General features: G+C 60.8%; 18 protein-coding genes and 2 pseudogenes. 12 read left to right on the top strand and 8 right to left on the bottom strand.

Translation table 11 applies throughout. The annotated features are described in order from the left end of the window. Positions 1-112 precede the first annotated feature (112 nt). Complete coding sequence (locus I6L36_RS02105; protein ID WP_043152681.1) at positions 113-994, top strand: pirin family protein; 882 nt, start codon at positions 113-115, stop codon at positions 992-994. A 57-nt stretch (positions 995-1,051) separates the two neighbouring features. Here I6L36_RS02105 and I6L36_RS02100 read toward each other — a convergent pair whose 3' ends face one another. Beyond that, positions 1,052-2,374 (bottom strand): YjiH family protein, encoded by a 1,323-nt coding sequence (locus I6L36_RS02100; protein WP_052815104.1) that lies wholly within the window; start codon positions 2,372-2,374, stop codon positions 1,052-1,054. A 403-nt stretch (positions 2,375-2,777) separates the two neighbouring features. On the opposite strand from I6L36_RS02100, the gene I6L36_RS02095 reads away from it, so the two are divergent. The 6 genes and pseudogenes from I6L36_RS02095 to I6L36_RS22230 all read left to right on the top strand — a co-directional run. Next, positions 2,778-3,848 carry a transcriptional regulator gene (locus I6L36_RS02095; RefSeq protein WP_043152694.1) on the top strand — a complete coding sequence of 357 codons (1,071 nt, stop codon included), beginning with the start codon at positions 2,778-2,780 and terminating at the stop codon, positions 3,846-3,848. Positions 3,849-3,931: 83 nt separating this feature from the next. Beyond that, complete coding sequence (locus tag I6L36_RS02090; RefSeq protein WP_043152696.1) at positions 3,932-4,354, top strand: CBS domain-containing protein; 423 nt, start codon at positions 3,932-3,934, stop codon at positions 4,352-4,354. A gap of 189 nt (positions 4,355-4,543) precedes the next feature. Further along, on the top strand, positions 4,544-8,458 hold the full coding sequence (gene hrpA / locus I6L36_RS02085) for an ATP-dependent RNA helicase HrpA (protein ID WP_049636836.1): 3,915 nt from the start codon (positions 4,544-4,546) through the stop codon (positions 8,456-8,458). Between the two features lie 71 nt (positions 8,459-8,529). Then, positions 8,530-9,360: a LysM peptidoglycan-binding domain-containing protein gene (locus I6L36_RS02080; protein WP_052815105.1), complete on the top strand. Its 831-nt coding sequence runs from the start codon at positions 8,530-8,532 to the stop codon at positions 9,358-9,360. A gap of 163 nt (positions 9,361-9,523) precedes the next feature. After that, positions 9,524-9,811, top strand: a complete 288-nt coding sequence (gene rplY, locus I6L36_RS02075; RefSeq protein WP_010674717.1) for a 50S ribosomal protein L25 — start codon at positions 9,524-9,526, stop codon at positions 9,809-9,811. 64 nt (positions 9,812-9,875) lie between these two features. Next, positions 9,876-10,367, top strand: a pseudogene (locus I6L36_RS22230) (sensor histidine kinase); the annotation flags it as partial. A gap of 54 nt (positions 10,368-10,421) precedes the next feature. On the opposite strand, the gene tnpA reads toward I6L36_RS22230, so the two are convergent. After that, positions 10,422-10,826: an IS200/IS605-like element ISAs26 family transposase gene (gene tnpA / locus I6L36_RS02065; protein WP_010674034.1), complete on the bottom strand. Its 405-nt coding sequence runs from the start codon at positions 10,824-10,826 to the stop codon at positions 10,422-10,424. A 57-nt stretch (positions 10,827-10,883) separates the two neighbouring features. Between tnpA and I6L36_RS02060 the strand changes: the two genes are divergently transcribed. From I6L36_RS02060 to I6L36_RS21845, 4 genes and pseudogenes are all read left to right on the top strand, one after another. Further along, positions 10,884-12,110, top strand: coding sequence for an RNA-guided endonuclease TnpB family protein (locus tag I6L36_RS02060; RefSeq protein WP_161507927.1), 1,227 nt, complete (start codon positions 10,884-10,886; stop codon positions 12,108-12,110). A gap of 52 nt (positions 12,111-12,162) precedes the next feature. Further along, a pseudogene (locus I6L36_RS22225) lies at positions 12,163-14,808 on the top strand (response regulator); the annotation flags it as partial. Continuing rightward, positions 14,805-15,620: a two-component system response regulator gene (locus I6L36_RS02050; protein ID WP_254052380.1), complete on the top strand. Its 816-nt coding sequence runs from the start codon at positions 14,805-14,807 to the stop codon at positions 15,618-15,620. The pseudogene I6L36_RS22225 and the gene I6L36_RS02050, both read left to right, overlap by 4 nt. Then, positions 15,511-15,822 carry an HD-GYP domain-containing protein gene (locus I6L36_RS21845; protein WP_254052382.1) on the top strand — a complete coding sequence of 104 codons (312 nt, stop codon included), beginning with the start codon at positions 15,511-15,513 and terminating at the stop codon, positions 15,820-15,822. Before I6L36_RS02050 ends, I6L36_RS21845 begins: the two co-directional genes overlap by 110 nt. Here I6L36_RS21845 and I6L36_RS02045 read toward each other — a convergent pair. The 4 genes from I6L36_RS02045 to I6L36_RS02030 all read right to left on the bottom strand — a co-directional run bounded on the left by I6L36_RS02045 (position 15,798) and on the right by I6L36_RS02030 (position 20,133). After that, a complete protein-coding gene (locus tag I6L36_RS02045; RefSeq protein ID WP_052815082.1) occupies positions 15,798-16,442 on the bottom strand; it encodes an MBL fold metallo-hydrolase in 645 nt (214 codons plus the stop codon). The genes I6L36_RS21845 and I6L36_RS02045 overlap by 25 nt on opposite strands. After that, positions 16,436-17,566 carry a tRNA 2-selenouridine(34) synthase MnmH gene (mnmH, locus tag I6L36_RS02040; protein ID WP_052815083.1) on the bottom strand — a complete coding sequence of 377 codons (1,131 nt, stop codon included), beginning with the start codon at positions 17,564-17,566 and terminating at the stop codon, positions 16,436-16,438. Before mnmH ends, I6L36_RS02045 begins: the two co-directional genes overlap by 7 nt. Next, a complete protein-coding gene (gene selD / locus I6L36_RS02035; RefSeq protein ID WP_052815084.1) occupies positions 17,563-18,600 on the bottom strand; it encodes a selenide, water dikinase SelD in 1,038 nt (345 codons plus the stop codon). Before selD ends, mnmH begins: the two co-directional genes overlap by 4 nt. Positions 18,601-18,948: 348 nt before the next feature. Further along, a complete protein-coding gene (locus I6L36_RS02030; protein ID WP_109112460.1) occupies positions 18,949-20,133 on the bottom strand; it encodes an acyltransferase in 1,185 nt (394 codons plus the stop codon). 259 nt (positions 20,134-20,392) lie between these two features. Between I6L36_RS02030 and I6L36_RS02025 the strand changes: the two genes are divergently transcribed. Continuing rightward, positions 20,393-21,037, top strand: coding sequence for a glutathione S-transferase family protein (locus I6L36_RS02025; RefSeq protein WP_052815086.1), 645 nt, complete (start codon positions 20,393-20,395; stop codon positions 21,035-21,037). A 466-nt stretch (positions 21,038-21,503) separates the two neighbouring features. Here I6L36_RS02025 and I6L36_RS02020 read toward each other — a convergent pair whose 3' ends face one another. Together I6L36_RS02020 and I6L36_RS02015 are read right to left on the bottom strand one after the other, a co-directional pair. Then, on the bottom strand, positions 21,504-22,697 hold the full coding sequence (locus I6L36_RS02020; protein WP_039039155.1) for a class I SAM-dependent methyltransferase: 1,194 nt from the start codon (positions 22,695-22,697) through the stop codon (positions 21,504-21,506). Positions 22,698-22,881: 184 nt separating this feature from the next. Then, complete coding sequence (locus I6L36_RS02015; protein WP_103243130.1) at positions 22,882-24,312, bottom strand: methyl-accepting chemotaxis protein; 1,431 nt, start codon at positions 24,310-24,312, stop codon at positions 22,882-22,884. Positions 24,313-24,360: the final 48 nt, after the last annotated feature.

Raw genomic sequence — 24,360 nt, 5'->3', positions numbered from 1 at the left:
ATCGTTCACAAAATAGGACGCTGATAGCCAATTTTACGTCTACCGGACGCAGCGTTCCAGACTCACAATGCGAGCCACGACACATCCCGTGACGATCACCCAGGAGAGCATCATGAAAAGAGTCATCGGTATTTACAGCGCCCCTCGACAACACTGGGTCGGCGACGGATTCCCGGTTCGCTCGCTGTTCTCGTATCAGACCCATGGCCGCGCCTTGAGCCCCTTCCTGCTGCTGGACAGGGCTGGCCCGGCACATTTCGAGCCCGCCGATCATGCCAGGGGAGTGGGGGAGCACCCGCACCGTGGCTTCGAGACGGTCACCATCGTCTATGAAGGGGAGGTCGCCCATCGCGACTCGACCGGCCAGGGGGGGATCATCGGTCCGGGAGACGTGCAGTGGATGACGGCCGCCGCCGGCATCATGCACGACGAGTTCCACTCCCAGGGGTTCACCCGTCGTGGTGGCACCCTCGACATGGTGCAGCTGTGGGTCAACCTGCCCGCCAAACACAAGATGTCGACGCCCGGTTATCAGGGCATCACCAGCGACACCATCCCGCAACTGAGCCTCAAGGAGGGCGATGTGCGGGTGCGCATCATCGCCGGGAACGATGCCGGGTTGCAACAAGGCGAGGTAGAGGGGCCAGCCCGAACCTTCTCGCCCATGAACATCTGGGATCTGCGGCTCAAGGGCGGGGCCAGCGTGGTGCTGCCGGCGGTAGCGGGATGGAACAGCGCCTTGGTGGTGCTCAAGGGCTCTCTCATTATCAACGGTCAGGAGCGCGCGGGCGAAGCACAACTGGTGCTGCTCGATCCCAACGGTGAGGAGTTCATGTTGGAGGCGGAGGGCGAGGCCAGCTTGTTGCTGCTGAGTGGCGAGCCCATCGATGAACCCATCGTGGGTTATGGCCCCTTTGTCATGAACAGCGAGGCAGAGATCCATCAGGCGATAGATGATTTCAACAGCGGCCGGTTCGCCGTCATCGCCCCCTGAGACAATCCCGATAAAAACAAAGCGCCTGATGGCGCTTTGTTTTTTTATGAGCCCTGGTCAACCGAGCCAGCCGAGGGCCAGCGCCAGTCTACCGCACAAGGCGGCCAGCAGGATGCCAAGCAGGGTGCGCAGCAGCCAGATCACCACCAGCTGTCCCACGCTCACCGGGATCCGGGTGGCCAGGATGCAGGGGATGGAGGCAGAGAAGAAGAGCACCGAGCTGACCGAAACCACGGCCGCGACATAGCGCACCAGCAGGTCGGCATCCTTGAGCAGGATGGCGGGCAGGAACATCTCGGCCAGACCGGCAGAGAGGGCCTTGGCGGTGGCGAGCGGCTCGCCGAGATCCAGCAGCCAGGTCAGTGGCCAGAGCAGCCAGCCCAGCAGATCGAACAGGGGGGTGTGCTTTGCCAGCAGCAGGCCCAGCAGACCGACGGACAGTATGGTGGGCACCACGGCAGCGGCCATGTGAAGACCGTCCCTGAGGTTGTCCTTCAATTGCCGCAGCAGAGGATCGGCCTGGTGGGACTGGGTCAGGCCGCAGGTGAGGGCTACCTGCCAGCGGCTCATGCCAGCCGGTAGCGGCTCGTCGGTCTCCCCATGGTGAGCCAGGCGACTGATGGGAGGAACACGCGCCAGGATGGCGGTGATGACGAAAGTGATCACCAGGGTGGACCAGAAGTAGAAGTTCCAGTGTCCCATCAGGTTGAGGGTCTTGGCTACGATGATCATGAAGGCGGCCGAGACGGTGGAGAAGCCGGTGGCGATGATGACGGCTTCTCGCACCGTGTACTTGCCCGCGAGGAAGACCCGGTTGGTGATGAGCAGGCCCACCGAGTAGCTGCCGACGAAAGAGGCGACCGCATCGATGGCGGAGTGACCCGGCGTGCGCCACAGGGGGCGCATCACAGGTTGCATCAGTACCCCGATGAATTCCAGCAGGCCGAAACCGAGCAGGAAGGTCAGGGCCATGGCGCCGATAGGCACGATGAGACCCACAGACATGGCCAGTTTATCGAACAGGAAGGGGAGGCGATCCGGGGTCATCAACCAGGCAGGGCCCCAGTCTGTGACATACAAAATGGCCAGGGCCAGCCCGAGCAGCTTGAACAGGCTCAATACCCTGTCGATGGGACGGGCGCGCCAGCGGCCATCCAGCAAGGGGGTGATGGCGCCATAGGCGATGAGCAAGAGAATGAGGGTCAGGGCAAGGGGGCGCTGGGCAATCAGAAAGCCGGCCAGGTGATCCACCACTATGGTGCTGCGCCCGCCAAGCTCGAAGGGCACGAAAAAGATGGCGATGCCAAGCAGGCTGGCCAGCAGCAGCTTGATGCCGGCCCCTGATCCTGCCGGTGCAGTGAGCGTGTGTTCAGGTTCCATTTTCTCTCCTTGTGATCCGCATGGTTCAATTCCGTTGAGGGGATGATTTGTATATACAATATCGTTCGGCGCTCAAAATGGAAACACCAAAGTCACTAAAATGCAACATGTGAATCGGTGTGGATGCAGATGACCCCAAGACTGAAAAGCGTGATCTCGGGGGGAAAGAGGGGCCGGGATGGCGAGTGGGTGGTGAGGCATCAAGAGGCAAAACAGGAAGGTAAGCGACCAGCGCCAGGAAAAACATGAGCGGCTATTTACCCTTTCTGGTCATATTCATGAGCCTATATTCATGACTATTTATGAATAAATCATAAACCCTTTGTTCATTTGACTACTTTTCGACTATCCCATTGCAGAGTAAGATGCCTCTTCAATAAAAATAAGAATTAGGAGTTCGGGTGTGAAGGCATTAGAGAAAGAAAGGATATCGCCCTATATCAGCCAGTTATACGAGTGCGGTATTAATGATTCTGACATTAAGCTTGTCGTGGACCAATTTCGTGCCGACGTTTCCTGCAGTTCATCCCTGTTTTTATTGCGGGATGATGACAAGAGCGACGGAATAAAGCTTTTTTCCAGCGGTCTGACCGAGGCCCAGCAGCAGTTTTACCTGCAACATCATCGCCAGGATGTGTGGTTCAACCATTATCTGGATAAAGGGTGCAAGGGGATCGTCAGCGCCAACAGCATTTCAAGCTCGGTGGGCCTGCTGGCAAGTTTCGGCGCCCAATTCGCCGCCGGCGGCGTCTGCCAGGTCAAAGGGCGTGGGCTGAGCAGCCTGTGCAGTTACCGTGGTGCAGCGCAAGATGATTTCAGCAGTCGCGACCTCACCTCGCTCTCGGAAATCTATTCCGGACTGGCGGCCTGGAGCCACCATTATTGGAACTTGCTGGCCCTGGAAACCCAGAACTATCAGTTGCAACAGCTGGTGAAAAACCATAATAAGCCCAGCGCCATCATAGACGACAAGGGGCATATTCATTATTCCAATGTGGCCTTCAACCGTATCGCCGATGAAAATGTGGAATTGCGGGCCATCAATGGCATTTTCTCTTTGCAGAATAAGGAGCAGCAACGTCAGCTCAAGGAGATCCTCAATGGCTTTGCCTATTTGCTGCCCGGCGCCAGCGCCTATATGTCCATTCCCCGTCAGCCTAACCTGCGCCCGCTGCTGGTCCAATGCACCCTGATGAGCGGACTCAGCCGCTTTGAACGCTATGTGGAAGTGGTGCTGCGTGACCCCGAGCACGCCTTCAATCCTGACATCGAAGCGCTGGCCAGCCTCTATCCCCTCACCATTGGCGAGAAGGAGCTGCTGGTGCTGATGAGCAAGGGTTACAGCAGCAACGACATCGCGGAGCTGCGCGGTGTCAAGGTGGAAACCGTGCGCTCCACCCTGAAAGGGGTGTTCAAGAAGACCGGCTGCCACAGCCAGAACGAGCTCTTGCTCTTGCTGCAATCCATCTCCTGATCCACGCGGACTATGCTTGGAGTGAGCTGGACATAGTGCCCGGCTCTTGCCTCCCCTCGGGAGGCTCGTTGGGGGAAAGCGTCATGGAATCACTCAAGGCAAAGGACTACATGCAGACCAAGCCCATCATCTTCAGCGCAGAGATGATGGTACAGGCGGCGGTGGAAAAATTTCTCAACAGTCATCAGTTGGGCGGCCCCGTAGTGGACAGCCAGGGACATCTGATTGGCTGGGTCTCCGAGCAGGATTGCATTGCCGTCATGTTGAAAGAGGCCTACCACTGTGAACAGGTGGCCCAGGTCAGGGATGTGATGCGCAAGGAGGTGCTGGCAGTCGGCCCCGACACCAGCATCCTGGATCTGGCGGAGATGATGATGGGTCAAAAGCCCAAGATCTATCCTGTGGTGGAGGAGGGGCGCCTGCTCGGGGTCATCAACCGCCACAATGTGATGCAGGCCATCCACGCCCAGCTTGGCACCTGTTTCGTGCATCAGGCCAGAGTCTGAATGGTGTTGTCTGGTTGTTTTCAAAGAGCAGGCTCCGGCCTGCTCTTTTCATCCGTGACGGTCATGACGCCTCCGGCTTGATGTGCTGGCGCGGCGCTTTAAGGCTTGCACCGCCCAGCCTCGCTCTTTAGGATCTCCCCCAGCTATCGATATGGCCCTTGATGGGCACTCTTTTAAGGAATTCGTACCTTGTCTCTCTCTATCGAGGCGCTGCGCCGCCGTCTTACCGCCTGCATGAATCTCGACGCCCGCCGTCTCTCCAGTCGACTGCACGGGGTCAAGAAGCTGCCGGAAGCCAAGCAGGCTGCCGTGCTCGAAACCATCGCCGCTGACCTGGATGTGGCACAGACGCGCTATCAGTCCCGTCTGGCGGGCGTGCCTAAGGTCACCTATCCGGACAATCTGCCAGTCAGCCAGAAGCAAGGGGAGATCGCCAAAGCCATTGAAGAGCATCAAGTGGTGATCATCGCCGGCGAAACCGGTTCGGGCAAAACCACCCAGATCCCCAAGATCTGTCTGGCGCTCGGGCGTGGGGTCAAGGGCTTCATCGGCCACACCCAGCCGCGCCGTCTGGCGGCCCGTACCGTCGCGGCCCGTATTGCCGAGGAGATGGAGTCCGAGCTTGGCCACTACGTGGGTTACAAGGTGCGCTTTACCGATCAGGTGAGTGAGCAGACCCACATCAAGCTGATGACCGACGGTATCCTGCTGGCCGAGATCCAGAACGACCGGATGCTGACCCAGTACGACACCATCATCATCGATGAGGCCCACGAGCGCAGCCTCAACATCGACTTCATCCTGGGCTATCTCAAACAGCTGCTGCCAAAGCGCCCCGATCTCAAGGTGATCATCACCTCGGCCACCATTGACCCCCAGCGTTTCTCTCGTCATTTCAACAAGGCGCCGGTGATCGAGGTCTCCGGTCGCACCTATCCGGTGGAGGTGCGTTACCGCCCACTGTTTGTTGATAAAAAAAGCAATGACAAGAGCGAAGGGCTGGAGGAGCGCGACGAGCTGCAGGGGATCTTTGATGCGGTGGAAGAGCTGGCCCGCGAGGGGCTCGGGGACATCCTCATCTTCATGAACGGCGAGCGGGAGATCCGCGATACCGCCGATGCCCTGCGCAAGCTCAACCTGCGCGATACCGAGGTGCTGCCGCTCTACGCCCGCCTCTCCAACGCCGAGCAGAACAAGGTGTTCCAGCCACACGCCGGACGGCGCATCGTACTGGCCACCAACGTGGCGGAGACCTCGCTGACGGTGCCGGGCATTCGTTACGTCATCGATCCGGGTACGGCCCGCATCAGTCGCTACTCCTGGCGCACCAAGGTGCAGCGCCTGCCCATCGAGCCGGTCTCCCAGGCCAGCGCCAACCAGCGTAAAGGGCGTTGCGGTCGGGTGGCGGATGGTATCTGTATCCGCCTCTACTCAGAGGAGGATTTCAATAGCCGTCCGGCCTTTACCGACCCCGAGATCCTGCGCACCAACCTGGCCTCCGTCATCCTGCAGATGCTGGCGCTCGGCCTTGGTAATATGGAGGCTTTCCCGTTCGTCGAGCCGCCGGAGTCGCGCCATATCAAGGACGGTCTGACCCTCTTGAAAGAGCTGGAGGCGGTGCGCGAGCTGCCCGCCACGGGCGATCGCGAAGCCAAGCTGCAGCTGACCGAGACCGGTCGCCAGCTCTCGCGTATCCCCCTTGATCCGCGTCTGGCGAAGATGGTGATCAGTGCGGCACAGACCGGTTGCCTGAGCGAGGTGATGGTGATCACCGCCGCCCTCAGCATTCAGGATCCCCGCGAGCGGCCCATGGAGAAAAAGCAGGCCGCCGACGAGCAGCACAGACGTTTTGAAGACAAGGATTCCGACTTCCTCGCTTTTGTTAACCTCTGGAACTATCTTAAAGAGCAGCAGGATGCTCTTGGCAGCAACCCGTTTCGCCGCATGTGCCAGAAGGAGTTTCTCTCCTATCTGCGGGTACGCGAGTGGCAGGACATTCACTTCCAGCTGCGTCAGACGGTCAAGGAGCTGGGCTTCAAGGCCAACCAAGAACCGGCAGACTTCAAGACGGTGCACTGCGCGCTGCTTACCGGTCTTTTGAGCCATATCGGCAACAAGGATCTGGAAAAGCCCGAGTTTCTCGGGGCCCGCAACGGCCGCTTCCACCTCTTCCCGGCCTCCGGTCTGTTCAAAAAGCCGCCCAAGTGGGTGATGGCCGCCGAGCTGGTGGAGACCTCGCGCCTCTACGCCCGCATCAACGCCAAGATTGAACCGGAGTGGGTGGAGCCGCTGGCAGGTCACCTCATCAAGCTGCACCACAGCGACCCTCACTGGTCGAAGAAAAACGGTGCCGTGATGGCCAAGGAGAAGGTGACCCTCTATGGTCTGACTCTGGTCAACGAGCGCACCATCAACTTCAGCCGCATCGATCCGGCGCTGTGCCGCGAGCTGTTTATCCGCCGCGCCCTGGTGGAGGGGGATTTCGAGACCCGCCACCGTTTCTTCAGCGATAACCGCAAGCTCCTGGCCGAGGTAGAGGCGCTGGAGCACAAATCCCGTCGGCGCGATATTCTGGTGGATGATGAGGACTTGTTCCGCTTCTACGATGCCCGTTTGCCGGAAGATGTGATTTCCGCCCGCCACTTCGACAAGTGGTGGAAGGAGGCGCAAAAGCAGGATCCCGAGCTGCTCAACTTCGAGAAAGAGATGTTGATGAAGGGGGATGCGGCCCACATCAGCGATCTCGACTACCCCAACTTCTGGCAGCAGGGGCGCCTCAAGCTCAAGCTGACCTATCAGTTCGAGCCGGGGGAGGCGGCGGATGGCGTGACCCTGCATATCCCGCTGCCGCTCCTGAATCAGGTGGAGGTGAAGGGGTTCGAGTGGCTGATCCCCGGGCTGCGTCACGAGTTGTTGGTGGCCCTCATCAAGTCGATGCCCAAGCCGATGCGCAAGAACTTCGTGCCGGCCCCCAATTATGCCGATGCGTTGCTCGCCAGTATCAACCCCGAGCAGGGGCCGCTGTTGGACGAGATGGAGCGTCAGCTGCGCCGCATGACCGGCGTGACCGTGCCCCGTGAATCCTGGGATTGGGCTGCGGTGCCCGATCACCTGAAACTCACCTTCCGTGTGGTGGACGACAAGCACAAGAAGGTGGCGGAAGGCAAGGATCTGGAGGCATTGAAAGAGTCGCTGCGCGGCAAGGTGCAGGAGACTCTGTCACAAGTGGCGGACGATGATATCGAGCAGTCTGGCCTCACCCTGTGGAGCTTTGGCGAACTGCCGCAAGAGTACAGTCAGAAGCGCGGTGGGTTCGAGGTGAAGGCCTATCCGGCGTTGGTAGACGAGAAAGATTCGGTCGCCATCCAGCTGGTGGAGAGCCCTGTGGTGCAGCAGCAGCTGATGTGGGCAGGCCAACGCCGGCTGGTGCTGCTCAACGTGCCATCTCCCATCAAGTATCTGCAGGAGAAGTTGCCCAACAAGGCCAAGCTCGGGCTCTATTTCAACCCGTTTGGCAAGGTGGCCGAGCTGATTGACGACTGCATCGCCTGCGGCTGCGACAAGCTGATTGAGCAGCACGGCGGCATGGCTTGGGACGAGGCCGGTTTCGAGGCGCTCAAGGAGTATGTCCGCGCCGAGCTCAACGATGCGGTGGTGGAGGTGGCCAAACAGGTGGAAGCCGTGCTGACCCTCTCCCATGAGATCAAGAAACGGCTCAAGGGCAAGATGCAGCTCGACACCGCCTTTGCCATGTCGGACATCCAGCAGCAGTTGGGTAACCTCATTCACAAGGGCTTTGTCACCGAGACCGGCTGGCAGCGGCTGCCTGACTTGCTGCGCTACCTGCGGGCCATCGAGCGGCGGCTCGAGAAGCTCGCCATCGATCCCAACCGGGATCGGGTCTACATGCTCAAGGTGCACAGCGTGGAGTCGGAGTACAAGGCACTGCTCGCCAAGATCCCCAAATCCCAGCTGATCCCGGCCGAGGTGGCCAATATCCGCTGGATGATCGAGGAGCTGCGAGTTTCCTTCTTCGCCCAGCAACTGGGGACGCCATACCCTATCTCGGATAAACGGGTGCAGAGCGCCATTGCCCAGTGCTAAGCTGCTATCTATCTGTTTTCTGAGCCATAGTGTGAAAGCAACGAGACGCCAAAGGGAAGGGAGGCCGTCATATGCTGGGGATCTGGTTGGGGGTGGCACTGGTCAACATCAGCGGGTATCAACCCATTGCGGAACAAACCTGGGTGCAGCTCAACCCGGAGTTCTATCCGGTGCAGCGCCCCGTGCCGCCCATTTTTGCGGCCTGGCGGGGCAATCAGTTTCCCCCACTTGAACAGAGAAAGAAGAATGGCCGCTGGCAGATCCTCTTTCCTGCCCGGCTGGTGCCCCCCTTCGATCTGTTCGAAGGGGAGGCCCAGCTCTCCAAGGCTTACCTGGCCAGGCTGAAGCGCATCGATGAGATGGCCTATGGAATGGCTCCCCACCAATCAGTACTGCAAGCCGCCTCCTCGGCCCCCTCGTTCGAAGTCCCGGGCGCTGTCGCCTTTGTCGCCGAGTTCTCCCTGCCCCGGGAGAGGAAGATGCGGATGCCTCTGGGGGAGCCCTTGCTCGCACGGCTTGGGGGGCTGGTCCCCACACAGGCCTTGGCAAGACAGGGAGATGCACAGCCCATGGCCACCGCAGATTCTGCCCCTGAGCAGGCGACCCTGATTCTTTCCGCCACGGCGGCAGGGGAGGCATCGCGGGTTTGTCATCAGGTGGCGCCGGGAGAAACCCTGTGGCGCATTGCAAGCCAGCTTCAGTCAAAGGAGGCCGGCGGCTCGGATACTTACAGTTATCTGCTGGCGCTGGTGCAGGAAAATCGTGACAGGATGGCCAAAGGGATCCAGGTACAGGCCGGGCAGCGCCTCTATTGCCCGAAAGCGCAGACTCTGGCGCAATTCGATTCCCTGAGCCCGGCCCAGCGACAGCAGCAGTTTGCCCGTCTGGAGCAGGGGCGCTAGGGGATGGCGAGAGGCGTGGTGGAGTGCCTCTTGGCCAAAGAGGAGTGACGCGGGTTCTTTCCTTGTATCCCCTCCGGGCCCGTGCTAGTATTCGCGCTCGTTTTGCGAGGTGCTGACCGGTCGCAGTCAACACCATACATTCATCTTAAAAGAGATAATCACTATGTCTTTCGTATTCCAAGCTGAAGTCCGTTCTGACCTGGGGAAAGGTGCGAGCCGCCGCCTGCGTCATGCTGACCTGGTTCCTGCCATCGTTTACGGTGCAGGCAAAGAAGCCGTGTCCGTTACCCTGGACCACAAGAAGCTGATCCTGGCCCAAGAGAAGCCGGAGTTCTACTCCTCCGAGCTGACCCTGGTCATCAACGGTGAAGAAGTCAAAGTGAACGTGAAGGCTATCCAGCGTCACCCGGTTCGCTACAAGCTGGTTCACCTGGATTTCGTTCGCGTCTAATCGACAACGAACTTTCCTGTGAAGAGGCCACCCAATCGGGTGGCCTCTTTGTTTTTACAGCAATATCCTGCTGTTTTCACCTATTCTGCTGCTTGTCCTGGCAGGTAGCTATCTGCTGGGCAATGCACTGATCGAGCGCGAGCTCTATCGCGTTCGCAGTGATGAGAGCACCTTCCTGGCGCTTGCCAGCGGCCGCCTTGACGGCGAGCTGGCGGTGCCGCTGCGCCATGTGCGCAGCATGTCGGAAGAACCCATCCTGCTCGAAGCGGCGGCTCGCAATGACCGTGACACCCTGGCCGTCCAGTTCACCATCCTGCTGAACCGCAATCCCGACTATGCCCAGGTGCGTTGGCTTGCCCCGGATGGCATGGAGCGGGTGCGCATCGATCGCCAGGGCCAGCATCTGTGGCGTGTGACGGACGACCAGTTGCAGAACAAGGGGGAGCGTTACTACTTTCGCGATGCCATGGCGCTGCCCTGGGAGCGGGTCTACGTCTCGCCGCTCGATCTCAACGTTGAACACGGGGTGATCGATCGCCCCTTCAACCCCATCTTAAATGCGAAAGGGGACTCCCTCCGACGTAGGTGGGAGGGGAATTTCGCCGGGGCGTCAGCCCCGCTGGTTTTGAATGTATTGCTTGATCACCTCCAACGGTGCTCCGCCGCAAGAGCCCGCAAAGTAAGAGCGTGACCAGAGTACGGGTTTGCTGTAAGCACCTCTCAAGTCCAGAAATTCATTACGCAGTCGCCTTGATGTGACCGCCTTTAACGAGTTCACCAGTACCGATAGCTGCACCGTTGGCGCGTACTCTATCAGCATGTGAACATGATCAGCCTCTCCGTCACACTCTTTCAGTTCCGCACCAAAATCTCTGCAAACCTCTGCCGCACACTGACCGAAGGAAGCGTGATGCAGATCCCCCAATATCGGCTTTCGATACTTGGTGATAAACACCAAATGTACGTGCAAAACGTAGGCCGCATGGCGTGATTTATTAATTTTAGTGAATTGCATTCTGTCACTCAATCGGGCTTAATAGATATGGCAATAATGCTACACACTGAGCGCTAAATGCAAATTCTGAAAGCCTACAAATTCCGACTCGAACCGACCGAACAACAAGCGCAACGCCTGCGCCAGTTGGGCGGTTGTGCTCGTTATGTCTGGAATCACGGGCTGGCAGAGACAAAGCGCATTCTGGATGCTGGCGAAAAACTACCTTCTGCCTTTGAGCTGAACCGGATGCTCACCAGTTGGAAGAAAGACCCAGAAATGGCCTTTCTGACCGAGGCATATACCGACAACCTCCAGCAGAAACTCAAAGACTTGCACGGCGCGTGGATGCGCTGCTTTGATAAAAAACTCGCCGCCAAGGCTCCCGTTTTCAAGAAGAAAAGCGACAACCGCGACTCAATCCGCTTCGTCAACTTTGACAAGTATTGCCGCCTTGAAAAAGGTCGCGTGAAGCTTCCTGCCGGGCTGGCGTGGGTCAAGTTTCGCCAGTCCCAGCCAGTTGAAGGAAAAATTAAAAACGCGACCGTCAGCCAAGCAGCCGGGCACTGGTATATCTCCTTTCAGGTCGAGCAGGAGACGCTTGAGCCAATTCACCCCTCCGGCTCAATGGTCGGGCTGGATGCGGGGATCGCCAAGCTCGCAACCCTGTCAGATGGCACGGTGTTTGAGCCCGTCAACAGCTTCAAAACCAATCAGACCAAGCTGGCAAGGCTCCAACGCCAGTTGAGCAAAAAGGTAAAGTTCAGCAGCAACTGGAAGAAACAAAAAGCCAAGATCCAGCGGCTGCACTCACATATCGCCAACACCCGCCGCGATTACCTTCACAAGGTCACAACGACTATCAGCAAAAACCACGCGATGATCGTCATTGAGGATTTGAAGGTTGCCAGCATGTCAAAATCAGCAGCGGGCACGACCAGTCAGCCGGGGCGCAACGTCCGGGCAAAATCAGGGCTGAATCGTTCGATATTAGATCAGGGCTGGTTTGAGCTGCGCCGCCAGCTCGAATACAAGCAGGCATGGCGAGGTGGTCAGGTGTTGGCGATAAACCCGGCCTACACCAGCCAGCAGTGCGCCTGTTGTGGGCATACTGCGAAGGATAACCGCCAGACGCAAAGCCAGTTTAAATGCGCTGCGTGTGGTTATGAGGCGAACGCCGATGTGAATGGCGCTCGCAATATTTTAGCGGCGGGACACGCCGTTTTAGCCTGTGGAGGCGCGGTGCAATCAGGCCGCCCGATGAAGCAGGAACCCGGTACTGCGCGAGCAGCTATCACCCAGTAATGGGGATCCCCCTCCTGTGACGCGAAGCGCTAAGGTGGGGGAGGATGTCAAGATCCGCATTGCCAAGCGTCTGCGCCTTGGGGGACGTGATCTTGGTCTGCTGCTAATCAACGTTCAGGCTGCCCGTATGCTCAAGGAGTTTGCCGACAACCGCGGCAAGGCAGCCGATCACATCATGCTGTTCAACCAGGACGGATACTGGCTGCGCAGCCCGGACCCATCCCGGGAGTGGGGCTTCATGCTCGAGCGCCCGGATCTGACTCTGAAGCAGACTTCTCCCCAGGCCTGGCAGGCGTTCTGGGACGCATCAAACGGCCAGATGGAGTCTGCCGACGGACTCTGGAGCTGGACCACCCTGTACCCGGCACAGAATCATGATCAGCTGATCTGGAAAGCCGCGTCCCTGGTGCCGCACAGCGAGCTGCAGGCCATTCGCACTCATATCTGGGGGATCATCTTGGCCGCCAGCGCCGTGCTGCTGCTGTTGTTTGGTGCCGGTGTGGCTGCACTGGTGCGCAGCAGGCACAAGGAGCAACTGGCCCAGCAGGAAGCGGCCAGGTTGGCACAGGTCAAAGGTGATTTCATCGCCAACATGAGCCACGAGATCCGCACCCCCATGAACGCCATCATGGGGCTGACCTACCTGCTCGAACAGGGAGGGCTCGAGGATGGTCAGCATGCCCTGGTGCGCAAAATCCACCAGGCCGGGCAGGCGCTGCTCGGGATCATCAACGACATCCTCGATTTCTCCAAGATTGAGTCGGGTCGGCTCAAGCTTGAGCGGGTGCCATTCAGTCTCGAAGAGGTGCTCGATCACGTGGCGGCCATCATGTCCACCTGCGTTGGCCAGAAGCACCTCAAACTGGTGGTGAGCAGTGCCCCCGAGCCGGTTTCCCATCTGATTGGGGACGCCCTGCGCCTCGAGCAGGTGCTGCTCAACCTGACCGGCAATGCCATCAAGTTTACCGAACGCGGCGAGGTGGAGGTCAAGGTTGTGCTGGAATCAGAGCAAGACGGCATGGCCACCTTGCTGTTTCGGGTGCGCGACACCGGGATCGGCATTCCCCCCGAGCAGCAGGCCAACATTTTCAATGCATTCTCCCAGGCAGACTCCTCCACCAGTCGCCGCTTCGGGGGCACCGGGCTTGGTCTGACCATCAGTCGCCGCCTGGTGAATCTGATGGGGGGGACATCGGCGTCACCAGCGAGCTTGGCAAGGGGAGCGAATTCTGGTTCCGCGTCCGGCTGGAGCAGGGGGAGCGGCCCGAGGCCTTGAACGAGCGCCTGCAGCACATCTCGCTGCTCATCGCCGACGACAATCAGGTGACCCGCGACGCCCTGTCGATGACGGTGGGTTCCCTCGGATGGCAGTCGCGGGTGGTGGAGTCCGGTGAGCAGGCGCTGCACCATCTGCTGCGCCAGGGGGAGCGTTTTGACGTGATCCTGCTCGACTGGATCATGCCGGGCATGGACGGGCTCGAGACCTGCCTGGCCATTCGCCGCGCCTTCGAGCAGCAGGAGCGTTCACCCATCATCATCATGGCGACCGCCTATTCCCAGGATGAACTGATGCACCGCCCCGGCTCGGATCAGGTGGATCTGGTGCTGCACAAACCGGTCACCGGCTCCAGTCTCTACAACGCGGTGGCACGTCTCATCCACGAGAAGCGCGAGCATGTGGAGCCCCTTGAGAGTGGCCAGCGCCGTCTGCGCCTGCCGGGCGTGCACATACTGCTGGTGGATGACAGCGACATCAACCTGGAGGTGGCGACCCGCTTGTTGCAACGGGAGGGGGCCGAGGTGATCACCGCCATCGATGGGGAGCGAGCCCTGGCCTGCCTGGCAGATCCGGCACGGCGCATCGATCTGGTACTCATGGATGTGCAGATGCCAGTGATGGATGGCTACGAGGCGACCCGTCGCCTGCGTCTGCTGCCGGGGCGGGAGGAGACTCCCGTGCTGGCACTCACCGCAGGGGTATTCAAGGATCAGCGGGAGGCGGCGCTGGCCTCTGGCATGAACGACTTCATCGCCAAGCCGCTCGATGTGGAGCAGCTTATCGCGACCTTGCTGCGTTATCTGCCGGACTGTGTCCTGCCGCTCACAGTGAGCGACGAGCCACTCCCCCATGAGCCGGTGGCCGGCATCGATATCGATACCGGACTGCGCAACTGGGGTGAAGCCTCGGTCTATCTTAAATACCTGCGGCGTTTTCGCGATGACTACATGACGGTTGGTACCGTGTTGCCGGACTATATCGCCCAGCACGAGACCGATGCGGCCGCGAGCCTGACCCACAAGCTCAAGGGGGGGGCGGGGAGCCTGTCACTCACCGATGTGGCGCGTATCAGTGCCGAGTTGAACGAGGCCATCGAGCAGGGTGGCGACACCAGCCAGCTTATCGCACCCTTCCTCGAGGCCCTGGAGCGTGCACAACACTCCATCGATACCTATGCCGGGCGCGGTCAGTTCCCCGCTGGCCCAGGGGGAAGCGCGGGAGGTCTGCCTGCACGCCCTGCATCAGGCCCTGGTGAGCGAGGATCTGGATCTGATTGAGCCGGCGCTGAGCCAGGCAAGGAGTCACCTTCCTTGTGAACTAGTGAGCGAGATAAGCGCAGCCCTGGAGCTGTTCGATATCCCGTTCGCCACCCGCAAGCTGGAGGATTATCTGGAGGATCGGGAGGAACCTGCGCCATGAGTCGACCGCGCGTGCTGATCATCGACGACGAGCCGAGCAACCTCGGGTTGCTGCGGCAAATCCTCAAGGAGGAATACAACCTCTTCTTTGCCAAAGGGGGAGAGGAGGGGTTGGCCGCCGTGGGGCGTCACGAACCGGCACTTATCATGCTGGACGTGCGCATGCCCGACATGGATGGTTACGAAGTGTGCCGCCGGCTCAAGGCCGATCCGGCTCACGCCGGGATCCCGGTGCTCTTTATCACCGCGAGCGACAACGCAGACAGCGAGAGCCAGGGGTTCGAGGCGGGCGGAGTGGATTATATCTACAAGCCGGTCTGTCCGAGCACGGTGCGTGCCCGGGTGCGCAATCATCTCTCCCTGGTGCGCCTCGATCAGCTCGAGTGCAGCTATCGCACCGCCATCGTCATGCTGAGCGAGGCGGGCCACTACAACGACACCGACACCGGGGTGCATATCTGGCGCATGGCCGCTTACGCCCGGGCCCTGGCTGATGCGGCGGGCTGGAGCCCGGAGCAGTCGGATCTGCTGGGGCTGGCAGCCCCCATGCACGACATGGGCAAGATTGGTATCCCTGACCACATCCTCAAGAAGCCCGGTCCCCTCACCGAGGAGGAGTGGATCATCATGCGAAGTCACCCGCGCATCGGTTACGAGATCCTGAGGCGATCCGATGCCCCCCATCTTTCGCATGGCGGCGGAGATTGCCCTGCACCACCACGAGAAATGGGACGGCTCCGGCTATCCCGCCGGCGAGACCGGCGAGGGGATCCCCGAGGCGTCGCGGATCGTGGCCATCGCCGACGTCTTTGACGCCCTGAGCGTACGTCGCCCCTACAAAGAGCCCTGGCCCCTGGACCGGGTGCTGGCCACCATGCGCGATGGCTCCGGCCAGCACTTCGATCCCCGGCTGCTCTCCCGTTTTCTCGAGATCATGCCGGAGATCTTGCGCCTCAAGGCGCAATGGGATGCCCGCGAGGAGCGGGGGGATTACCAGATGGGCTGTGTCAGATAGGGATTGCTGGCCCGTTCGTGACCAAAGGTGGAGCTCGGGCCATGGCCCGGAATAAAGACGATCTCATCCCCGAGCGGCAGCAGGGTCTCGGTGATCGACTTGATCAGCGCCCCGTGATCCCCGCGCGGGAAATCGGTGCGGCCTATGCTGCCGGCAAAGAGCACATCTCCCACCCAGGCGAGGCGTTCTGCCTGGCAGAGCAGCACGATGTGGCCCGGAGTGTGGCCCGGGCAGAAATAGACATCCAGCTCGCACCGGCCCAGCTGCACCTTGTCACCCAGTGCAAGCCAGCGATCGGGGGTGAAGGCTGGTGTGTGGGAGAAGCCGAACATCTGACTCTGCTGGGGCAGCATGTCGAGCCAGAAGGCATCCTCCTTGTGGGGGCCGGTAATGGCGACACCGGTTCTCTCGCGCAGCTCGGCGGCGGCGCCCACATGATCCAGATGGCCGTGGGTCAGCAGGATATGGGTGAGGGTCAGCCCCCGTTTGGCTATGGCGGCCAGCAGCTTGTCCGCCTCGCCGCCGGGATCGACGAGGGCAGCCTGGCGGGTCTCGTCACACCAGATAAGAGAACAATTCTGGGCGAACTGGGTGACCGGGATCACCTCGAACTTCAACATGTGGGACTCTCCTGAGGGGTCTGAAGGGGGGAGCGTTTGGCGAAGAAGGCGAGGCAGGCCTCCTTGGCACCACGAAACAGGATCCGCTCGCGCTTGTTGTCCAGCTGATAGCGGTACATGGGGTCATAGTAGCGAGTCAGCAGCAGTCTGATCCAGACCAGATGGGCGCGGGTGTCCCCGCTCTGGGCCTGTTCCCTGAGGGCGGCCTGCAACAGCCCATCGAGTTCGCGATAATCCTTGTCACCGAGTCGGCGCTTGAGCCTGGCCATGGCGTCGGTGAGGTAGCCGGCAAACAGCGGCCAGCCTGCATCTGGCCCATGGAACTCCAGATAGCGCAGCCAGAGATCCTGCACGTAATCGGTGCGGATCTGCTCGGCCCGTGCCTCCTGCGGCACCTCCACCACCACCAGGGGAGCCCGGCACATGGCCTCATAAAGGTTGAGTGGCAGGGCGCAGCGACCGATGAGACGGCTCTCGTCTTCCAGTACAAACTGTGACTCTCCCCGGTTGCGACGCTGAAGCAGCTCGATGGCAAGCCGATTTTCGAAGTCGATGTTGCCGGGTTGCCCACCCGGCAGTTGGCCAAACGACGACCCCCTGTGACGGGCGTGCCCTTCCAGATCCACCGCCTGGGTGATGTGCGCCAGCATGTGGGTCTTGCCGGAGCCGGTCATGCCGGTCAGCACGGTCCAGTCGCACTCTGCACTGGCCTTCGCCTGGGTGTCGATGAGAAAGTGGCGCAGCGCCTTGTAGCCGCCCGCGACCCGGGGGCGGGTGATGCCGGCCTCGGCCAGCCACTGCTGCACTGTCTGGGAGCGCAGGCCGCCGCGAAAACAGTAGAGCAGGGCGTCGGGTTGCTGGCGCAACCTGGCCAGCCAGCCTTCCATGCGCGCGTCGCGCACCGCGCCTCCCACCAGTTGATGGCCCAGGGCGATGGCTGCGGCCTGACCCTCCTGCTTGTAACAGGTACCGACCCGGGCACGCTCCTCGTCCGTCATCAGCGGCAGGCTGACGGCGGTGGGAAAGGCCCCTTCCTTGAACTCGACGGGGGCGCGCAGATCGATGAGTGGAACCTCATCCAGAAAGATCCGGGCGTAATCCGTGGCCAGTGGCAGGGTACTCATTGGACAACCTCGATGAACTGGTTGCCGGTGCGGGCCTGCAACTGGCCGATGGGAGAGAGGGTCAGCCCTGCCTGTGCGGCAATGGCAAGGAGCTCGGCTTCACTTTCTTTACCGACGGCTACCAGCAGGCCGCCGCTGGTCTGCGGGTCGCACAGGATGCTGCGGGTGCGATCATCCATGGCGCCCAGCTTGTCACCATAGGAGTCGAAGTTGCGCAGGGTACCGCCTGGTACGCAGCCCTCACTCAGGTAGTAATCCACCTCGTCCAGCAGCGGCAGCGCCTTGAAGTCCAGACGGGCACTGACGCCGGAACCTTCGCACATCTCCAGCAGGTGGCCTGCCAGTCCAAAACCGGTCACGTCGGTCATGGCGTGCACGCCGGGTAAGGCGGCGAAGCGCTGGCCAATCTTGTTGAGGGTACACATGGCATCCGGGGCCAGTTGCTCATGCTCGGGCTTGAGCTTGCCCTTCTTCTGGGCGGTGGTGAGGATGCCGATGCCAAGGGGTTTGGTAAGATAGAGCACATCACCCACCTGGGCGGTGTCATTCTGCTTGATGGCGTCGAGTGGCACGATACCGGTCACTGCGAGGCCGAAGATGGGCTCGGGGGCGTCGATGCTGTGACCGCCTGCCAGAGAAATGCCCGCCTCGTGACACACCTGGCGACCCCCGTCGATCACCTGCTGGGCCACTTCAGGTGCGAGTATGTTGACGGGCCAGCCGAGGATGGCTATGGCGACGATGGGTTTGCCGCCCATGGCGTAGATGTCGCTGATGGCGTTGGTGGCGGCGATGCGACCGAAGGTGAAGGGATCGTCGACGATGGGCATGAAGAAGTCGGTGGTAGAGACGATGCCCTGGCCGTTGCCGATGTCGACCACGGCGGCATCATCCTTGCTGCTGTTGCCGACCACCAGGGTGGGGTCGTCAAAGCCCGGGATCTGGCTCTTCAAGATGGTGTCGAGCACCTTGGGGGAGATTTTGCAGCCACAGCCAGCGCCGTGGCTGTATTGGGTCAGACGAATGGAAGACATGCTTTCCCCTTGTGTGGGCAGACTTGTGTGTGCCAATAACTGCTGCGGCGCCGTCAAATGTGCGCGCAAAAATAGGGTGGCCCTGGCGGCCTGTGAACACAGTGATGTCAGGCTGCCAGGCAGGGCGGGAGGAGGGCAAGGATGCGCCGGCGAAGCCCCGCCGAGGACCACAGGACGGGCCATTATGCCACAGACGGCCCTCTTGATTCGAACTGTAATTCACACAAAGCGCAGGGGATTGTCGGGTTCAAAAAGAGCCGTACTCTTCGCCTTGCTCAGGCTAGTCCCACTTTGAGCCGCCCCGACGGCGTGCCGGTCTTGCATCGGGGCAGCATGTGGCGACGGAAACTAGCCAGCTTGCTCCATCACTGGTTGGGGAGCCTTGCCTAGCCGGCGCAGTCGCCGTTGCAGCGGCCGCTCCAGCAGGGTGTAGCTCAGCGCCGAGAGCCCGATCAGCACGGCGAGCATCAACAGGGTGGCCAGCACCCCCAGCAAGGGGTTGGTCTGGGCGTACCACCACGCGGTGAGCCCCGGCGCCAGAGAGTGGACAAGCTCGCAGCCGGTGAGCAACACCAGGGCGTGGAGCAGGTAGATGGAGTAGGAGAGATCCCCCAGCCAGTTGGTGAAGCGGTTGTCCAGGAGGCGCAGCAGCGGGCTCTGGCGATCGCCCTGGCAGGCGGCAATCCAGATCAGCAACACGTAGGCGCTGATCAGCAGCAGGGTCAGCTGCGGCGTCATGGTGAACTGCATCAGCGCGAAGGGGAGCAAAAAGGCGAGCAGCAGCGGCAGATCCCGCTGCATCATGGGCCACTGGCGGGCAGCCTTCACCTTGGGCAGCAGCCAGAGGCCGAGCACGAATTCACTCACCCCGCGCCCGATGGCCAGCGCTCCGCTGGTGACATCCAGGGTACCCCGGCTGTGCACGATAAAGGCCAGCACCGTCAGGGCCAGCAAAGGGGCGAGGTTGCTCCAGCGGCTGCGGGTGACGGCGAGGGAAATGAGCAGTGGAAACAGCAGATAGCTAATCCACTCCACGCTGAGCGACCAGGCGGCGAAGTTCCAGGTCAATCCGTGATCGGTCACCACCTGCAGCAGCAACAGGCTGCTTGGCAGCGCCTCGGCCGGGGTAAAGGGTGAGCCGAACGGAGGCATTCCTTCCCACTCCCACATCTTGAACAGGGGACCGGCGTAGAAGCCAATCCCGTGGTGGGCCTTGTAGAGCTCCCAGCCTACCAGCAGCAGCAGGGTCACTAGGTAGAGGGGATACACCCGGGTGAGCCGCAGCCAGAGGAAGCGACCATAACTCACGGTGTGGGGCGAGCGGGTGAAAGCCTCCCCGTAGACGTGGGCCAGCACCAGCCCGCTCAAAATAAAGAAGAGATCGACCCAGAGGTAGCCGTTCTCGATGAGTTGGGTGTGGCCGGCGATCGACTCCATCCACTGGGGAAAGAGCAGCAAGCGGGCGTGGAACAGCACCACCATCAGGGCAGCGATGTCCCGCAGCGGCGTCAACAGCGGCAATGATTGATTCATGACGGGATCCTTGATGATGTTCAGCTTGGCCTGACATCAATTTTTGTTGTGGTGCCGCTCATCAACCCTGATGAGTCGGCTGCCCCGGCTTGGCGGCCACAGGCGGGATCACCCTACCTAAAAGAGAGTCATACGAGTTTGATTGCCGTCATGAATGGGCGTTTATCATCCTAAAACCAGCATGGGATAGGGACGCATCGAAAATAGAGAGGGGATCTAGACTAGGGAAGTCATCCCTCTGAGCGTCAGGAACATCCCCATGAAACTCTATGCCCACCCCTTTTCTTCCTACAGCCAGAAAGTGCTGATCGCTCTCTACGAGAATACCACCCTGTTCGAGTACCGGAATCTCGAAGAGCCGGAGGCGAGCGCCGAACTTGCCGCCCTCTGGCCACTCAAGCGCTTCCCGATGTTGCTGGATGATGGTCGCTGCATCCTCGAGAGCAGCACCATCGTCGCCCATCTGCAGGCGCACCATCCGGGCCCCGTCAGCCTGATCCCGCCTGGCGATGCGGGTCTGGAGGTGCATATGCTGGATCGCGTCTTCGACAACTATGTGATGACGCCGATGCAAAAAGTGGTGCTGGATGCAATGCGCCCGGCCGCTGATCGCGACCGCTATGGCGTAGTGGAGGCCCGCGAGCTGCTCAATCAGATCTACCCCTGGCTTGATCAGCGACTGGAAGGACGCCACTGGATTGCCGGCGCAGACTTTACGCTGGCCGATTGCGCCGCAGCCCCCTCGCTCTTCTACGCCGACTGGGCCCACGAGATCCCGGCTGGCTATGGCCGTCTGCGTGCCTATCGCGCCCGTCTGCTCAATCATCCCTCCATCGTGCGGGTGGTGGAGGAGGCGAGGCCATTTCGACACTACTTCCCGCTGGGCGCGCCGGCGCGTGATTGAGCGGGATGACTTGTGGTGGGCGAGTATTGTCGTCCCAGGCAATGTGCGAGGCGGACAGGGGCATGGCGTGATCCATTGCAGGGGAAAACAGCAATATTCATTCAAATGAGTGGGTATGCGTTTATGGCTGATATTTCCCCGAGGATTTTTGAATGTTGATGCGTAATATTTCATGCTTTTGCATAAAAAAATGCCGGGCATGTCTCGCTGGTGGGTTGTGTAGTGAAAGAGAGATGAGAATCGGGTTAACGATGCGGCAACCTTTGATTGAAGATGGCAGTCGTCAGTCGAAGAGGAGGGATGGGGGCCGCAATCGCTGTTGGTGGCAAAGTCGGGGGGAGGTTGTCTCTTTGGCGCTGCATAAAAAAAGCCCGCTACGATCGCGGGCTTTTTGATGACTAGCAGAACCCAGTCCTGGCCCGGATCTGGAACCGGGGACAAGGGGGGCAGCGCTGGTCTGCTCGGCTTAGCGGGCGCGCACCACCAGCCCCTTGAGGTAGAAGCCTTCCGGATAGGCGGTACCGATGGGGTGATCAGATGCCTGGGAGAGCAGCTCCAGGATCTGGGCATCGCGACCGGCATCGAGGGCCGCATCGGCCACTATCTTCTGGAACAGGCTCTGCTCCATCAGGCCGGAGCAGGAGTAGGTCAAGAGCACGCCACCCGGCGCCAGCAGTTGGAACGCCAGCATGTTGATGTCCTTGTAGCCGCGGCAGGCGCCCAGCAGCTGGGCCTTGCTCTCGGCAAACTTGGGTGGGTCCAGCACGATGACATCGAACTTCTCGCCCTTCTCGCGATATTCGCGCAAGAGCTTGAAGACGTCGTGACGCACGAACTGGGTGTTGCTGGTATCGAGACCGTTCAGTTCGGCGTTCTGGCGGGCGATGTCCAGCGCATTCTGGGAGAGATCGACGTTGACTACCTCCTTGGCACCGCCCTGGAGGGCATAGACCCCGAAACCGCCGGTGTAGCAGAAGCAGTTGAGCACCCGCTTGCCTTCAGTGTATTTCGCTGCGGCAAGGCGGTTATCCCGCTGATCCAGATAGAAACCCGTCTTGTGACCGTTGCGAATATCGACCAGGATCTTGACGCCGCCGTTCTCCTCGATCACCACGGGGTCGGTCGGGGTCTCGCCATGAATGACGCCGGTGCGCTCCTTCAGCCCTTCCTTCTTGCGCACGGCCACGTCGGAGCGCTCATAGATGCTGCACTCGGGGTAGAGGGTACGCAGGGCTTGCGTTATCAGCTCACGCTGGAACTCGGCACCGGCGGAGAGGATCTGGCACACCAGGAAGTCGGCGTAGCGGTCGATGGTGAGGCCCGGCAGACCGTCGGATTCGGCGGCGCAGAGGCGATAGCCGGTGAGGCCCTGACGCTTGATGAGCCCGTCACGGGACTCCTGGGCGTATTTGAGGCGACGGATGAAGAAGTCGAGATCGACGCTCTCATCCTTGTCGAAGGTCCAGACCCGGGCACGGATCTGGGAGCTGCCGGACCAGGCACCACGGGCGAGCCATTTGCCGTCATGGGTGAAGATCTCGACGGTATCGCCGTCAACGGGGTTGCCCTGCACCCGCTCAATGCCCTTGGAGAAGATCCAGGGGTGGCGACGCAGCAGGGATTTTTCGCGGCCTTTGACGAGATAGATGGAAGCGCTCATGGGTAGTTGCCGATGGTAGAAAAGAAGGGGGCATATAGTAGGGGCTGTGAGGGTAGGCACGCAAGCCGCGTCTACCGGGATCCGTGCATCCACACGCGGTCAGGGTCGGACGGGCTGTTTAGCACGTCCCCAGCGCCTGGCCCAGACATGGCAGGCCATCTGGAGGATGGCCTGCCGGAGGGGGTCAGATCCGCAGGCCGGTGAGCGCCTGACCGAGTTCATTGGCGGTTCCCTTGAGGCCGGTGGTGCCGGCGACCGCCGCGCTGGCGGACTCCTCCACCCGGCTCGCCTCGTGGCGCACCTTGTCGAGGTTGCGAGTGATCTCCTCTGCCACCGAACTCTGCTCTTCGCTGGAGGTGGCGATCTGGGTGCTCATCTCCAGGACCGCATCGCTGTGGTTGCTGAGCCGCTCGATGTCCATGCCCACCTCGGTGATGAGCTGCTGGCTGTCGGCCGCGCGCCCCACCGTCTTCTCCATGATGTCGTTGAGCGCCCCGGTCCCGGCCTGGAGCTCCTCGATCATCTGCTGGATCTCTACCGTGGCCTGTTGGGTGCGGCTGGCGAGGGTGCGCACCTCGTCGGCCACCACCGCAAAGCCGCGTCCCTGTTCACCAGCCCGGGCGGCCTCGATGGCGGCGTTGAGGGCCAGCAGGTTGGTTTGCTGGGAGATGGCGTTGATGACGTTGACCACTTCGTTGATGCGATTGGCGTTGTGAGTCAACCGTTCGACCGCGCCCGAGGCATTGCCAATCTCGTCCGCCAGGGTGCGGATGGCGGTGATGGTGCGTGCCACCCGCTGTGCCCCGTGAGTCGCCTCGTCGCTGGACTGGCGGGTTTGCAGCAGGGTGTCATTGGCGTTGCGGGCCACTTCCCGGATGGCGGCGGACATCTGCTCCATGGCGGCGGCCAGGGAGTCCATGTGCTGTCGCTGGGCGCGGGCAAGCTGCTCGCCGTCGCTGGCATGCTCGCGAAATTCGTCGGCGGCCAGGGTAAGGGCATCGGCGGACTCTTCCACCAGTTGCACTATCTTGTGCTGGCGGTCGGTGAAGGTGTCGATACTGCCCGCCAGAATGGAGAACTCGTCCCGCACCGGAAAGAAGTTGAGCCGGAAGGTGAGATCGCCGTTCGCCACCGTCTGCAATGCCTTGTTGGTGGAGTAGAGGGCCCCCGAGACGAAGGTCATCAGATAGTGGGTGATGAGGGCCAGCAGTGCGGCCAGCACCGCGATGATGGTGAGCGTGGTGCCCTGACCATCCCAGAGGGCGTAGTGACTCGTATCCAGGGTACCGGAGACGACGCCCGCCTGACCTGCGCTGGCGCCATAGCGATAGATGTCTCCCTGCTGGCTAAGGCCGGTGGCGGCGCCAGGCGTGAGTACGAGATCCGCGGGCAGGGTAAGGGTCGGCTGCTGGCTCACCAGCTGGGCCGTGGTCTCGACCCGCCCTTTGAGCTGATCCACTCTGAGCTGCATCGCCTGATCATGGCCGTCGGCCAGCAGATACCAGGTGAGGAAGGCGATGAACACCAGGGGGCACCAGAAGGTGATGAGAAATTTCTCGCTGATCGTGAGGTGAATGAGATAACGGTCAACCCACCGAAACTTTACTTCTTTCATAATGGTATTGCGTCCTGCAAGGGGAAGAGAGTGTCGCGCTCATTATCG

It is taken from the genome of Aeromonas sp. FDAARGOS 1406, from assembly GCF_019048565.1.
GTDB classification, from domain to species: domain Bacteria; phylum Pseudomonadota; class Gammaproteobacteria; order Enterobacterales; family Aeromonadaceae; genus Aeromonas; species Aeromonas caviae.
Note: the sequence above shows the minus strand (reverse complement) of the source record. Positions and strands in the feature narration are given on the sequence as shown.

Bases quoted from the DNA above. Each gene is read 5' to 3' on its own strand.
- I6L36_RS02105 (WP_043152681.1), top strand. From the start codon at position 113: ATGAAAAGAGTCATCGGTATTTACAGCGCCCCTCGACAACACTGGGTC.
- I6L36_RS02100 (WP_052815104.1), bottom strand. From the start codon at position 2,374: ATGGAACCTGAACACACGCTCACTGCACCGGCAGGATCAGGGGCCGGC.
- I6L36_RS02090 (WP_043152696.1), top strand. From the start codon at position 3,932: ATGGAATCACTCAAGGCAAAGGACTACATGCAGACCAAGCCCATCATC.
- I6L36_RS02080 (WP_052815105.1), top strand. From the start codon at position 8,530: ATGCTGGGGATCTGGTTGGGGGTGGCACTGGTCAACATCAGCGGGTAT.
- rplY (WP_010674717.1), top strand. From the start codon at position 9,524: ATGTCTTTCGTATTCCAAGCTGAAGTCCGTTCTGACCTGGGGAAAGGT.
- tnpA (WP_010674034.1), bottom strand. From the start codon at position 10,826: ATGCAATTCACTAAAATTAATAAATCACGCCATGCGGCCTACGTTTTG.
- I6L36_RS02060 (WP_161507927.1), top strand. From the start codon at position 10,884: ATGCAAATTCTGAAAGCCTACAAATTCCGACTCGAACCGACCGAACAA.
- I6L36_RS02050 (WP_254052380.1), top strand. From the start codon at position 14,805: ATGAGTCGACCGCGCGTGCTGATCATCGACGACGAGCCGAGCAACCTC.
- I6L36_RS02045 (WP_052815082.1), bottom strand. From the start codon at position 16,442: ATGTTGAAGTTCGAGGTGATCCCGGTCACCCAGTTCGCCCAGAATTGT.
- mnmH (WP_052815083.1), bottom strand. From the start codon at position 17,566: ATGAGTACCCTGCCACTGGCCACGGATTACGCCCGGATCTTTCTGGAT.
- selD (WP_052815084.1), bottom strand. From the start codon at position 18,600: ATGTCTTCCATTCGTCTGACCCAATACAGCCACGGCGCTGGCTGTGGC.
- I6L36_RS02030 (WP_109112460.1), bottom strand. From the start codon at position 20,133: ATGAATCAATCATTGCCGCTGTTGACGCCGCTGCGGGACATCGCTGCC.
- I6L36_RS02025 (WP_052815086.1), top strand. From the start codon at position 20,393: ATGAAACTCTATGCCCACCCCTTTTCTTCCTACAGCCAGAAAGTGCTG.
- I6L36_RS02020 (WP_039039155.1), bottom strand. From the start codon at position 22,697: ATGAGCGCTTCCATCTATCTCGTCAAAGGCCGCGAAAAATCCCTGCTG.
- I6L36_RS02015 (WP_103243130.1), bottom strand. From the start codon at position 24,312: ATGAAAGAAGTAAAGTTTCGGTGGGTTGACCGTTATCTCATTCACCTC.